This is a genomic window from Deefgea piscis (assembly GCF_019665785.1).
In the GTDB taxonomy this organism is placed as follows: domain Bacteria; phylum Pseudomonadota; class Gammaproteobacteria; order Burkholderiales; family Chitinibacteraceae; genus Deefgea.
This window is the reverse complement of the sequence record NZ_CP081149.1, coordinates 418,893-431,747: the sequence shown is the minus strand read 5'-3', so window position 1 is coordinate 431,747 and position 12,855 is coordinate 418,893. Positions and strand designations below refer to the sequence as shown.

Sequence of the window (12,855 nt, the reverse complement as noted above, 5' to 3'; positions counted from 1 at the left end):
TAGATACTTGTAAAAAGCCCAGCTGCAAAGTTGGGCTTTTTGCTATCTGCTCGCCGGATACTGCCACTCCACTAATCAGTCAAACTTATTACCCAACAGCAAACTGTCATCAAAGCTTTATAATCCGGCTTCCATAAATTGAATGACGACTGCTACGTGAAGTTATTTTCTCATCCGCTGCTTAGCAAAATCCGACCATTCATCCCAGACCTACTCGCAATCTGTGCGGTGATTGGTGGACGCTTTTTGGTCGACACTCAGTGGAATATGCCACGCGTTGGCTTTTCAGTGTTGCTGTATTTCTTTTTTGCCGCCTTTTTACAGCGCTGGGCTGCCGTTGCAGCCACCTTGGCGCTAGAAGGGCTGCTGCTCAATATCAGCTATATCAAAGAAATCGCCACCAGCGAGCCACTACTTGGTGCTGATTTATTTGAAGTCGGCCAAGGTATGGCCATGACCGGCTATATGAACTGGCAGATCTGGGCTTATGCTCTCATTACCATCGTCGCCATCGGCTATGGATTATGGCGGCGGCCACGGCTGAGCAAAACGCGTCTGAGCTTGGCACTGGTGCTATGTATTTTGCTCAGTATGCAATTGGACCGTACCGGCAAACTATCGGCCTACGCCAAGCCGGTGATGCATCAATACTTGGGCAGCAAGTATTCAAATTACAATTTCCGGGTCAATGCCAAAGACAACGGTATTTTAGGCCACTTAATTCTCACCATTGAAACCGCACACAAACCCAAATCCGGCCCGCATACGTTTTATTCGCGCCAACTTGCCGCCCAAGATGCGCCAACTAGCCCCGATATCGTGGTGGTGATGTGCGAGTCTTGCTATAGCGACCCGCGTTTAATCACCCAAATGGCGCAATTAAGCCAAGCTGGCTTTAGCGAGGCACGGATCATTAGCCCGGTTTATGGCGGTGGCACGGCCGAAGCCGAATTTGAAGCGCTCACGGGATTGTCGGCGTATATGTTGCCGGGCATCGACTTTCAAAATTTTGCCGGCCAATTTGCCGACAAAATGAGCGCCCTCCCCAATTCCTTGGCGGATGTTGGCTACCTCACCACCGGCATGCACAATTACTTCAGTACCTTTTGGAAGCGTAAACAGGTTTATCCCAAACTGGGTTTTGCGCAAACGCAGTTTGTCGAAAAAATGCAGTGGGATAGAAAAGCCGGCTGGCCCAAAGATCAAACCCTCTACAACAATGCCTTGGCGCGGTATCAAGCTGCGCCAGCAGGGCAAAAGCAGTTTATGTTTTTAGTCACCGTGATGACGCACGGCCCGTTTATTGCAGATCAAGATAGTGGCTTAAGCCAATATCAATTGCGCCTAACTGAGGCAATTGATGCGTTTTCAGTCTTTGCCAAGCAGCTCGAAGCCAGTGCCAAAAAGCGCAAGCGCGACGTAGTCATTGTGATTTTTGGCGACCATAAGCCGGGCTTAAACCAAGAATTTTTAGATCGCGGAATTTTTGATCCGCAATTTTTCAGCCCATCTAAAAACGGCCGTTTAGAATTTAAAAGCATCTTGAGTCAAAAACAAAATAAAGTGCGTGGCGATGTACCGCTGTATATCAAAGACAGCCGCCAGCCAGAACAAGCACAGCAATTGGCCGAGCAATTACAAGGCCGTCCTTTGTTTTGTTTGCCTGCTGAATTAGCGCGTTTAAGCCAAAGCCAAGATCCATTTTACGCCGCTGTAGCCGAGCGCTGCGCCGCCAATACCGCGTTTTATCAGCCCGGCTTATGGTGGCGAAACGTCTTCCCTGAAGCGCTATATGCAGAGCGCTTGTTTGACTAATAGGTATATTAATCTAGGCCTTTATTAAAAAAGACTGCATTAAGATACCCAACGACACAGCCACTCAAGTCAGTCCAATAAAAAAGCCGCGCTATTCATATGCGCGGCTTTTTTATCCATCGACTCACATTAAACCAAACGCGCTAAAGCCTCGCGACTTGGAACAAAAAACGCGGCGCCGGTCACGGCACGACTAAAATTGAGTAAATGATCCACGCGACCATCCAGAGTCGGAGCGATCATTTTGGCCAGCATTTTTTCAAAATGAGTCGGTGTTTTGCAATACGAAGCAAAATACAAACCTTGGTCACCACCCGGCGTGCCGTACGGTAAAGAATGACGCAAAATCGCCAATTCTTCGCCGTCTTCCTCAATCACCACTCGGCTAATATGCGCAGTCAGCGGTTTGTCTTCATCCGACATTTCAGTGCTATCGGCCTTGGTGCGACCAATCACCGCCTCTTGCTGTTTAACCGGTAATTTATGCCACGTATCTAAGCGATGCACATAGCGTTGCACATGCAAATAACTGCCACCGGCCCAATCGGCGTCTTCGGCTGCAACTAAGGCGACTTCGCTACGCTCGTCATCTTCTGGATTTTCGGTGCCATCGATAAAACCGGTTAAATCACGCTTATCTTGGTAGCGAAATGCATGCGTGGTATCAATCACATCAAGGCACTGGCTGGTGCCTTGCACCACCATATTGGCAAATTCGTGCAAAACATCGTAGCGCTCGGCGCGTAAATGCAAAATCACATCGGCCGCAGTCACTGGCGCGGGATGAATGGCACCGGCAATTCGCGGAAAACTACGCAATTGCGCCGGTTTACTCTCAGCATAAAACTCAGGCCACATTTCAGCCCCCAAGCCCACGACTGAATAAAACGCCGCATCAGGATTCGCAGCTGCCAGTTCATCAGATTTAATCGGTAGCTTGGCAAAAAATTGCTTTAATTCTGCATCGGCGCGACGACCTAAGCGGCGGCGAAATAATAAAAATAAACCATGACTGGATGGTGGGGGCAGAATGCCACTTTGTGGTGTAGACACGCCATTCCTTTTCTATCTAATGAGTCGGGCCTTGATTGGCAAAGGCCCAAATTTGAGCTAACCACTGAGGGTAATCCACAAAGCTATGGTCACCCCCAGAAATGATATTTTGTCGGCAGCCGGTATACCATTGCACAGCATCTCGATAATCGAGTACTTCATCGGCGGTTTGCGTGAGCAGCCAATAGCGATTTAAGTCAGTTGGCCGGCGCTCAAGCTGACAAAGTTTATCAGCAAAATCATCATCTATATGGTGAATTTCACCAGTTTGGTAGTTTTTTTGCTCACCCAAATATTGATCAATCAAGTGATAAGGCTGCACTGCAGGGTTCACCAACACTGCCCGCCCACCCAACGTCTCCACCGCCCATGTGGCAAAAAAACCACCTAAAGAACTACCTACTAAACAAAAGTCGCCATTGAGCGGCGTGAGTAAGTCGCGCAACATCTGGGCTGCCGCCACCGGTTCCATCGGAATGGTTGGGCAAATAAAGCTTTCGCCCAGCCCTTGCTCGCGCATCCATTGCGCCGTATCTTGCGCTTTTTGCGATAGCGGGCTGGATAAAAATCCATGCAAAAAAATCAGCTTCATGGGATAAGTACGGTCGATCCGGTGGTGTTACGCGACTCTAAATCACGGTGTGCTTGCTGCACATCCGCCAAAGCATAGCGCTGCCCAATTTCAGGCACGATGCGATGCTGCGCTAGCGCCATAAAATAATCTTGCGCTGTTTCAACCAATTCACCGCGATTGGCGGTGTAATGCCCCAAGGTCGGTCGAGTTAAAAATAAAGAGCCTTTTTGCGCCAAAATGCCCGGATTAAAACTTGGTACCGCCCCCGATGCATTACCAAAACTCACCAACATGCCACGCAATGCCAAGCAATCGAGCGAGCCTTCAAAAGTCGCGGCGCCCACGCCGTCATACACCACCGGCACACCTAGCCCTTCGGTTAAATCCCGCACCTGCTGCGGCCAAGTGGCGTCGTTGTAATCCAGCACATGATCACACCAAGCCGCAGCCATTTTGGCTTTAGCTGCCGAGCCTACGGTACCAATCACGCGCACACCGAGTGCTTGCGCCCATTGGCAAGCAATCTGCCCCACGCCGCCAGCTGCAGCATGAAACACAATCGTTTGCCCGGCTTGCACCGGGAAAGTGCGTTTTAATAAATATTGCGCCGTCATACCACGCAGTAAGGTGGCGGCGGCGACTTCATCCGAAACACCATCGGGCACCAACACTAATTTATCTGCCGCCACAATTCGATACGTCGAATACGCCCCCACCGCGCCACCGGCGTAAGCCACTCGATCACCCACTTTTAAATCATGCACCCCGTGGCCCAATGCCTCGATCACGCCGCAAGCCTCTAAACCCAATCCCGACGGCAAACTCACTGGATACAAGCCACTGCGGTGATAGGTGTCAATAAAATTAAGACCAATCGCTGAATGTTTTAGCAATACTTCACCCGCACCGGGCGGCGGCAATTGAGCCGTTCGCAACTGCATGACCTCTGGACCACCTTGCTGCTCGATTTCAATTCGCACGGTTTGCATTCGTATCTCCTTATTGATCTTCTATCTTATTCTAGCAAGCTCAACCGTGCTGGAGAAAGTGAGGCAAAAGGTAAGCATTACACAAAGTAATTTGGGAAAAGTACCGCGAATAAATTCATCAAAAATAGAGTTGTGTCATATAAAGAAAACCTTAGCCGCGTTATAGTCACGCGATCTGCCCTTGTTACGGGTGCACTAGACTTAGGTTTCTCCAATGCAAACATTTTTTATCGCTCCAACTCGCTTAAATGTCGGCCTGACTTCAGTCACTTTAGGCGTGGTCCGTTGCCTGCAAAATCAAGGCCTTAAAGTCGGTTTTGTTAAACCGGTTGCTCAAGATCGCAATGTTTGCGATGTTGAACGCTCAACGCATTTTGCCCGCCAAATTTGCCAGCTTGACGTGCCGGATGCCTTGCCAGCCAACTACGCAATTGAACAAGTTTCAATCGATGAAACCGATGATCTGCTCGAAGAAATCATCACCATGAGCATGGCCGCCGGCAAAGATGCTGATGTGTTAGTCGTTGAAGGTTTGCACCCCGATCCAAGCAATCCTTTTACCACCCAATTGAATACCGAAATGGCACTGGGCTTGCAAGCCACGGTGATTTTGGTGAGCGACGCTAGTGAAAAAAACATTAGCGAAGAAATCAAAATCGCCGAACGTCAATTTCGCAATGAAGGCGTACAAGTCGGTGGCGTGATTCTCAATAAAGCGCCAGCCGACTTTGATAAAGCCGCGCTACAAGCCGAAATCGGCGAGCTCAAAATCTGGGGCGTAGTGCAATTTGATTCAAAACTACTTGCCCCGCGCACGATTGACGTCGCTTTGCATTTAAATGCCGAGATCATTGTTAAAGGTGAACTCACCAAGCGCCGCGTAGCCGAAACTGTGGTTGCCGCTCGCGCCGTACCTGAAGTCATTCGCCGCCTGAAACCCGGCGCGTTGATTGTCAGCTCGGGCGATCGTGATGATGTGATTTTGGCCACCGCCTTAGCGGCCAGCAACGGCGTGCAATTGGCCGGCTTGATCTTGACGCACAATACCGAATTGAACGAAACCGTCCGCGCCTTTACTGAAATGGCCTTCCACACCGGTATTCCAGTATTGCGTACCGAAGGCGACAGCTTTAGTACCGCACTGGCGATTAGCCAAGTACCGACTGCCGTGCCAGCGGACGACAAAGATCGGATGAGCTTGGTGATGAATTCAGTCGCCGAACAACTCGATAGCGACGCTTTGCATGTTGGCGTACAAACCAAAGGCGCGCATCACTTAAGCCCGCCAGCGTTCCGCTACCAGTTAATTCAAAAAGCGCGTAACGCCAATAAACGCATTGTCTTGCCAGAAGGCGAAGAGCCACGCACGATTAATGCCGCGATTGCTTGTGAAGAAAAAGGCATCGCTCGCTGTGTATTGCTCGGTAATCGCAGCGTGATTGAAGGCATTGCTGCCTCACAAGGTTTGACTTTACCGGCTTCACTGGAAATTCTTGATCCAGAAGAAATCCGCGCACAATACGTAGCACCAATGGTTGAATTGCGTAAGAGCAAAGGTCTCACTGAGATCCAAGCGTTGCGTCAACTCGAAGACAATGTGGTACTCGGTACCATGATGTTGGCGATTGATGAAGTCGATGGCTTGGTTTCAGGTGCAATCCATACCACCGCCAATACCATTCGTCCTGCCTTGCAATTGATCAAAACGGCACCGGGCTCGTCGATTGTATCTTCAGTATTCTTTATGCTGATGCCAGAACAAGTCTTGGTTTACGGCGATTGCGCGGTAAATCCAAACCCAGATGCTGATCAATTGGCCGAAATCGCGGCACAAAGTGCTTACTCAGCCAAAGCCTTTGGTATTGATCCAAAAGTAGCAATGATTAGCTACTCAACGGGTCAATCAGGTACCGGTGTCGATGTGGACAAAGTACGCAGCGCGACTGAAATCGCCAAAGCGCGCCATCCACAACTGATGATTGATGGTCCTTTGCAATATGATGCGGCATCAGTACTTGAAGTCGGTCAGCAAAAAGCACCGGGTAGTCAGGTTGCGGGTCAAGCCACAGTGTTTGTCTTCCCTGATTTGAATACCGGTAATACCACGTATAAAGCGGTACAACGTAGTGCCGATGTAGTCAGCGTTGGCCCAATGTTGCAAGGCTTACGTAAACCAGTGAATGACTTGTCGCGTGGTGCTTTGGTAGACGATATCGTGTTCACGATTGCATTGACTGCTATTCAAGCCGAGCAAATGCTAGGCTAAACAGTATGTGCGTCTAGCCATTATATATAATGGCTTGCATAAAAATACCCCAGCTTAAACTGGGGTATTTTTTTATGGCAGCAAAACACGCGATAAGCCATCAAGCGAGGATATTCATCCCGCCATCAATATACAAAGTACTGCCCGTCATCCGCGCAGCGCCTTCTTCACACAAAAAGGCGCACGCCTCGCCAACGTCATCAATCCCTGGCAATTCACGCAGTGGTGCGCTACCTGCGCCATTGCTAATCAACAAATCAAACTCACGAATGCCACTGGCGGCACGGGTTTTAACTGGGCCGGGAGACACCGCGTGCACGCGGATTTTTTTCGGGCCAAGCTCGCTCGCCATATAGCGCACCGAGCTTTCCAGTGCGGCTTTCACCGGCCCCATCATGCCGTAATTGGGAACGACTTTTTCCGCGCCGTAATAGCTCATTGCCAATAACGTGCCGCCTCTATCCATTAAAGCCTCGGCGCGATGCGCCATGCGGATAAACGAATGACAAGACACATCCATTGCCAAGGCAAAACCAGCCGCCGAGCTATCGACTACGCGGCCATGCAAATCTTCTTTTTGCGCGAAAGCAATCGAATGCACCGCAATATCAAGATGCGCATATTTTTGCGCAATCGCTGCAAACACCGCCGCCATTGCCGCCTCATCTTGCACATCACACAACTGAACGATGCCGGGCTGCAATTCATCGATGATGGGCTGAATATACTTCAGCGTTTTTTCGGTTTGATACGTCAAAATCAATTCAGCACCACGTGCTTTTAACGCTTTGGCGACGCCATAGGCAATTGAATCTTCGTTGGCAATACCCATTACCAGCGCTACTTTTCCTGCTAAAGAACCTGCCGTCATTACTTTCTCCATCAATACAAGCCACTTCGCTTGCCGAAAAAAAATCCACGTTCCTACGTCGATAAAATGCCAAACCAAGCCCGACGCGCTTGAGCAAAAATCATACTCGCATGCTTAAAGCGCCGATACGCGCTTTTTTACTAACAAGGCCAAGAAGCGCTATCGCCTTGCGGCAAAGCAAAAAAATAGCGCAATTGAGCGCGTACGCACGCGATCAATCCGATGATCGCCGATCGATCTGTAGCAGTCAGTCTGATTTAAGCGGTTTCGCTGATATTGGGTGCGGAGCTGGGTTGGGCATTGGCGCTAGCTTGTTGCTGCGCATATTGAGCGGCAGCCGCTGCGGCGGGTCGTGAATTGGCGGGTTTTTCTACCGGCTCGCTCGCGAGCTCGGCCGCTTTTGCCGCCGCTGCTGGCGGAGCTGGCGGTGCTGGGTTCGGTGTTTGTTGGCTACTAGTGACTTGCTCGGTGACTTGTTCGGCGTCTTCGGACTGCTTTTTCTTCGCAGCATCCGAAATCGACACCGCATCTACCGGTGGTTTTTCTGCGCTGCGGCCCGATGCTAAATCCAATTGCTCGGGCTGATTGGAGGAGTCAGATTGCTTGGACTTTTGCAGCTCAAGCATGGCCGCAGCGGCATTATTCATGCCATTGGCTGCGCGAGCTAAAGGATTAGTGCGAGAAACCATCATCTCAGACATCATGCGCCACCGTAAAACCAATATGCTGCAGCATAGCTGCGTCATCGCCAGCCGAATATGGCAATCACACGTCTTAGCCGATAGCAGGTGAAATCAGAAATTAAGCCAATAAATCAACTAGCTGACCAACTTCTGTGGATTCATCGTCAGCAACCGCTTGATAAGCCATCATGCGAGCTTGCGATAGCCCACGACTTGGCAGCATTTGCTGAATCAGCATCGAGGATAAATGCGGAAAAGTGCTAATCGGTTTGATCTGTAATTCAGTACGCTGCGCTGCCAAGACCCGATTGGGTGTTGAGCGCTGCTTTGCCGCAGCGATTTCTGCCTGCCAAGCGTGAGAATCCGCCGCTTGAGTACGCGCCTGCAAAGGATGCACCCGTGACACATTCGGCACTTTCAGGGTGGGCATAGCAATGGCACGCGGCATAGGAAGAACTCCACTAAATCATACGCTTAGCTTATGCCGCTCTATCGCAATAAAAAATGCATTAAGTCCGCTCTAGCGCGGCATTTTTACCAAAATAGTCACCTTTTGCTGCGTAAAATCGCGGTTAGTGGTAAGGCAAGCTCGCTTTTGCATGGTAAAGTGTCAGGTTCATCGCCTTATTTTTTTGGATTCATTCATGACTCGTTTCGCGCAACTGCAAAGCTTACTTGAACAACGCATCCTAATTTTGGATGGCGGCATGGGGACGATGATCCAGCAATATAAGCTCGATGAAGCGCAATACCGTGGCACGCGTTTTGCCGATTGGCATACCGACGTTAAAGGCAATAACGATTTACTCGTGCTGACTCAGCCGCAGATCATTAGCGATATTCACCAAGCCTACCTTGATGCCGGCGCGGATATTATCGAAACCAATAGCTTTAACGGCACCGCGATTGCGATGGCCGATTATGAGATGCAAGAATTAGTCTGGGAGCTCAATTTTGCTGCCGCCAAATTGGTCAAAGACCTATGCGTGGCGCAAACGGCCAAAACCCCAGAAAAACCGCGCTTTTGCGCTGGCGTACTCGGCCCAACCAGCCGCACCTGCTCGATCTCTCCCGATGTCAACGATCCAGGCTTTCGTAATGTGACGTTTGATGCGCTGGTCGAAACCTATCTCGAAGCCATCGATGGCTTGGTGCAAGGTGGCGCGGATATTTTATTGGTGGAAACCATTTTTGATACGCTCAACGCCAAAGCGGCGGTGTTTGCGATTAAGAAATACTTCGCTGATCGCCCCGAGCTCGAAGAATTGCCGATTATGATTTCCGGCACCATTACCGATCAATCGGGCCGCACGCTGACCGGGCAAACCACCGAAGCTTTTTATAATTCGCTGCGCCACGCCGACCCGATCTCATTTGGTCTGAACTGCGCGCTGGGCCCCGATTTGCTGCGCCCGTATGTCGAAGAAATGAGCCGGATTTCGGACTGCTATGTGTCAGTGCACGCCAACGCCGGCCTGCCCAATCCACTAGCACCAACTGGCTACGATCTTGACCCCGCCATGATGGCTGTCGACATTCGCGAATGGGCCGAATCGGGCTTTGCCAATATTATCGGCGGCTGCTGCGGCACTACGCCCGAGCATATTGCCGCGATGTATCAAGCGGTAAAAGACTTGCCACCGCGCAAAAAACCCAGCATCGAAGCCAAATGCCGGCTCTCTGGTTTAGAGCCATTTAATATTGGCGACCATGATTTATTTGTGAACGTGGGCGAGCGCACCAATGTCACCGGTTCAAAAGCCTTTGCGCGCTTGATTTTAGCTGGCGACTATACCGCCGCGCTCGATGTGGCACGGCAACAAGTGGTCAACGGCGCGCAGATTATCGACATTAATATGGACGAGGGCATGCTCGACGCCCACAAGGCGATGGTCACCTTCCTTAACCTGATTGCTGCCGAGCCCGATATTAGCCGCGTACCGATCATGATCGACTCGTCCAAATGGGAAGTCATCGAAGCGGGCCTTAAATGCGTGCAGGGCAAATGCATCGTCAATTCAATCTCGATGAAAGAAGGCGTGGCCAAATTTATTGAGCAAGCCAAATTGCTCAAAATGTACGGCGCAGCCGTCATCGTTATGGCGTTTGACGAGCTAGGCCAAGCCGACACCTATGCGCGCAAAATTGAAATTTGCGAAAAATCCTACCGCATCTTGGTCGACGAGATTGGCTTTCACCCTGCCGATATTATTTTTGACCCAAATATTTTTGCCGTCGCCACCGGTATCGACGAACACGCACGCTACGGCCTTGATTTTATCGAAGCCACCGGCTGGATTAAGCACAATCTGCCGCACGCCAAAATCAGCGGCGGCGTATCGAACGTATCGTTCTCGTTCCGTGGCAATAACAAAGTACGTGAAGCGATTCACGCTGTATTCCTGTACCACGCCATTGCCAAAGGCATGACGATGGGTATCGTCAACGCTGGCGCGCTCGAAACCTACGACGAAGTGGCACCAACGCTGCGCGATGCGATTGAATCAGTCGTGTTAATGCGAAATAGTCCGACTAAAGTCGGACCTACAACGGCAACCGAAGGGTCGGCCTCAGCCGACCAAGCCTTCGATTGCCTAGCCGCGACCGAGGCGCTGATTACGCTGGCTGAATCGTTTAAAGGCGACGCCAATGTGGCCAAAGGCGAAGACTTAAGCTGGCGCGAATTGCCGCTGCAAGAGCGCATTACCCATTCGCTGGTCAAAGGCATTACCACGTTTATTATCGAAGACACGGAAGCCGCTCGCGTTTCGGTTGAGCGCCCGATTCATGTGATCGAAGGTCATTTAATGACCGGCATGAACGTAGTCGGTGATTTGTTTGGCGCCGGTAAAATGTTCTTGCCACAAGTGGTGAAAGCCGCGCGCGTAATGAAAGCCGCCGTGGCGCATTTAGAGCCATTTATCGAAGCCGAAAAAATCGCCCTCGGCCTGCAAGACGAACCCGCCAAAGGCGTGATTGTCATGGCCACCGTCAAAGGCGACGTACACGACATTGGCAAAAATATCGTCGCCGTGGTGCTGCGCTGTAATAACTACCAAGTCACCGACTTGGGCGTGATGGTGCCGGCGCAAAAAATCCTCGATACCGCGCGCGAAATCAACGCCGACATCATCGGCCTATCGGGGCTGATTACGCCAAGTTTGGAAGAAATGAGCCATGTGGCCAAAGAAATGCAGCGCCAAGGCTTTACGATTCCGCTGTTGATTGGCGGCGCCACCACCTCCAAAGTGCATACCGCAGTCAAAATCGAGCCGCATTATCAAAACGACCAAGTCATCTACGTTGCCGACGCTAGCCGCGCGGTGGGCGTGTGCTCGAATCTACTGAGCGATGATTTAAAGCCAGCGTTTGTGGCTGGCGTTAAAGCCGAATACACCAAGGCGCGCGAGATTTTTGAAAGCAAAGATCGCACCAAATTGATTAGCTTGAGCGAGGCGCGCGCGCATAAATTTAGCCCCGACTGGTCAACGTATACCCCGCCAAAGCCTAGCTTTCTTGGCGTGCGTGAATATACCGACTATAGCTTGAGCGATATCGAGCCCTTTATCGACTGGACGCCGTTCTTTCAAAGCTGGGAATTACACGGTCGCTACCCGGCTATCTTGCAAGACGAAATCGTCGGCGAAGCCGCGCGCAGCTTGTATGCCGACGCCAAAGCGATGCTGAAAAAAATCGTCGATGAAAAATGGATTGCCGCTGCTGGCGTGATTGGCTTTTTCCCAGCAAACAGCGTCAATCACGATGACATCGAACTCTACGATCCAAGTACCGTAGGGTCGACTTCAGTCGACCAAGCTGCCGACCAAGCCGCCGCCGAGCGCAAGCCCATCATGACCTGGCACAATCTGCGCCAGCAATTACCCAAACCCAAAACCGGTGAAATCAAACCCAACTGGTGCTTGGCCGACTTTATCGCCCCCAAAGAAAGCGGCGTGCAAGACTATATCGGCGCCTTTGCCGTCACCGGCGGCATCGGCATCGACGCGCCAGTCAAAGCCTTTGAAGACGCCAACGACGACTACAACGCCATCTTGCTTAAATCGCTGGCGGACCGTTTTGCCGAAGCCTTTGCCGAACACATGCACTACCGCGTTCGCACCGAACTCTGGGGCTACGCCAAAGATGAAGCGCTCAGCAACGATGATTTAATCGACGAAAAATACGTCGGCGTGCGTCCAGCGCCGGGCTACCCTGCCTGCCCTGACCACACGCCAAAAGTCGATTTATTCAAAGTGCTCAACGCCCCGAACATCGGCATGACGCTGACTGAGGGCTACGCCATGCTGCCAACCGCAGCGGTGAGTGGTTTTTACTTTAGCCACCCAGAATCGCGCTACTTTGGCGTCGGTAAAATCACGCTGGACCAAGTCGAAGATTACGCCCAACGCCGCGGCGTGAGCTTAGTGCAAGCCGAGCGCGACTTAGCGCCAAACTTGGGGTATGTGGCTTAAGGTTTTGTTGAACATTAGTTAGCAAGCAATACCCATCAAAAAGCCTCGCGGATGCGAGGCTTTTTTGTTTCTTCTGAATGAGTGGTGATATTGCGTAGGGAGTCGCGCTCATGCCGCGCGGCACCCACCTTT

At 51.1% G+C, this 12,855-nt stretch carries 9 protein-coding genes; 3 read left to right on the top strand and 6 right to left on the bottom strand.

What is annotated here, in order from left to right; translation table 11 throughout:
• The first annotated feature begins 156 nt into the window (after positions 1-156).
• Positions 157-1,815, top strand: a complete 1,659-nt coding sequence (locus K4H25_RS02070; protein ID WP_221021803.1) for an LTA synthase family protein — start codon at positions 157-159, stop codon at positions 1,813-1,815.
• 129 nt (positions 1,816-1,944) lie between these two features.
• Here the strand turns inward: K4H25_RS02070 and K4H25_RS02065 are convergent, their stop codons facing one another.
• The 3 genes from K4H25_RS02065 to K4H25_RS02055 are packed head-to-tail and all read right to left on the bottom strand — an operon-like array spanning position 1,945 to position 4,431.
• The gene (locus K4H25_RS02065; RefSeq protein WP_221021802.1) at positions 1,945-2,868 is read right to left on the bottom strand and encodes a Dyp-type peroxidase; all 924 of its coding nucleotides are present in this window, start codon (positions 2,866-2,868) and stop codon (positions 1,945-1,947) included.
• A gap of 16 nt (positions 2,869-2,884) precedes the next feature.
• On the bottom strand, positions 2,885-3,460 hold the full coding sequence (locus tag K4H25_RS02060; RefSeq protein WP_221021801.1) for a YqiA/YcfP family alpha/beta fold hydrolase: 576 nt from the start codon (positions 3,458-3,460) through the stop codon (positions 2,885-2,887).
• Positions 3,457-4,431 (bottom strand): quinone oxidoreductase family protein, encoded by a 975-nt coding sequence (locus K4H25_RS02055; RefSeq protein ID WP_221021800.1) that lies wholly within the window; start codon positions 4,429-4,431, stop codon positions 3,457-3,459. The genes K4H25_RS02060 and K4H25_RS02055 overlap by 4 nt, the downstream gene beginning before the upstream one ends.
• A gap of 214 nt (positions 4,432-4,645) precedes the next feature.
• Here K4H25_RS02055 and pta point away from each other — a divergent pair, with 214 nt between their 5' ends.
• Entirely contained in the window at positions 4,646-6,697 is a 2,052-nt protein-coding gene (gene pta / locus K4H25_RS02050) for a phosphate acetyltransferase (RefSeq protein ID WP_221021799.1), read from the top strand.
• Positions 6,698-6,797: 100 nt separating this feature from the next.
• Here pta and fabI read toward each other — a convergent pair whose 3' ends face one another.
• The 3 genes from fabI to K4H25_RS02035 all read right to left on the bottom strand — a co-directional run bounded on the left by fabI (position 6,798) and on the right by K4H25_RS02035 (position 8,699).
• Entirely contained in the window at positions 6,798-7,568 is a 771-nt protein-coding gene (fabI, locus tag K4H25_RS02045) for an enoyl-ACP reductase FabI (protein WP_255587930.1), read from the bottom strand.
• Between the two features lie 257 nt (positions 7,569-7,825).
• Positions 7,826-8,260 carry a hypothetical protein gene (locus tag K4H25_RS02040; protein ID WP_221021797.1) on the bottom strand — a complete coding sequence of 145 codons (435 nt, stop codon included), beginning with the start codon at positions 8,258-8,260 and terminating at the stop codon, positions 7,826-7,828.
• 109 nt (positions 8,261-8,369) lie between these two features.
• Positions 8,370-8,699 carry a hypothetical protein gene (locus tag K4H25_RS02035; RefSeq protein ID WP_221021796.1) on the bottom strand — a complete coding sequence of 110 codons (330 nt, stop codon included), beginning with the start codon at positions 8,697-8,699 and terminating at the stop codon, positions 8,370-8,372.
• 196 nt (positions 8,700-8,895) lie between these two features.
• Between K4H25_RS02035 and metH the strand changes: the two genes are divergently transcribed.
• Positions 8,896-12,723: a methionine synthase gene (gene metH / locus K4H25_RS02030; protein ID WP_221021795.1), complete on the top strand. Its 3,828-nt coding sequence runs from the start codon at positions 8,896-8,898 to the stop codon at positions 12,721-12,723.
• Positions 12,724-12,855: the final 132 nt, after the last annotated feature.

Bases quoted from the DNA above. Each gene is read 5' to 3' on its own strand.
- K4H25_RS02060 (WP_221021801.1), bottom strand. From the start codon at position 3,460: ATGAAGCTGATTTTTTTGCATGGATTTTTATCCAGCCCGCTATCGCAA.
- K4H25_RS02055 (WP_221021800.1), bottom strand. From the start codon at position 4,431: ATGCAAACCGTGCGAATTGAAATCGAGCAGCAAGGTGGTCCAGAGGTC.
- pta (WP_221021799.1), top strand. From the start codon at position 4,646: ATGCAAACATTTTTTATCGCTCCAACTCGCTTAAATGTCGGCCTGACT.
- fabI (WP_255587930.1), bottom strand. From the start codon at position 7,568: ATGACGGCAGGTTCTTTAGCAGGAAAAGTAGCGCTGGTAATGGGTATT.
- K4H25_RS02040 (WP_221021797.1), bottom strand. From the start codon at position 8,260: ATGATGGTTTCTCGCACTAATCCTTTAGCTCGCGCAGCCAATGGCATG.
- K4H25_RS02035 (WP_221021796.1), bottom strand. From the start codon at position 8,699: ATGCCGCGTGCCATTGCTATGCCCACCCTGAAAGTGCCGAATGTGTCA.
- metH (WP_221021795.1), top strand. From the start codon at position 8,896: ATGACTCGTTTCGCGCAACTGCAAAGCTTACTTGAACAACGCATCCTA.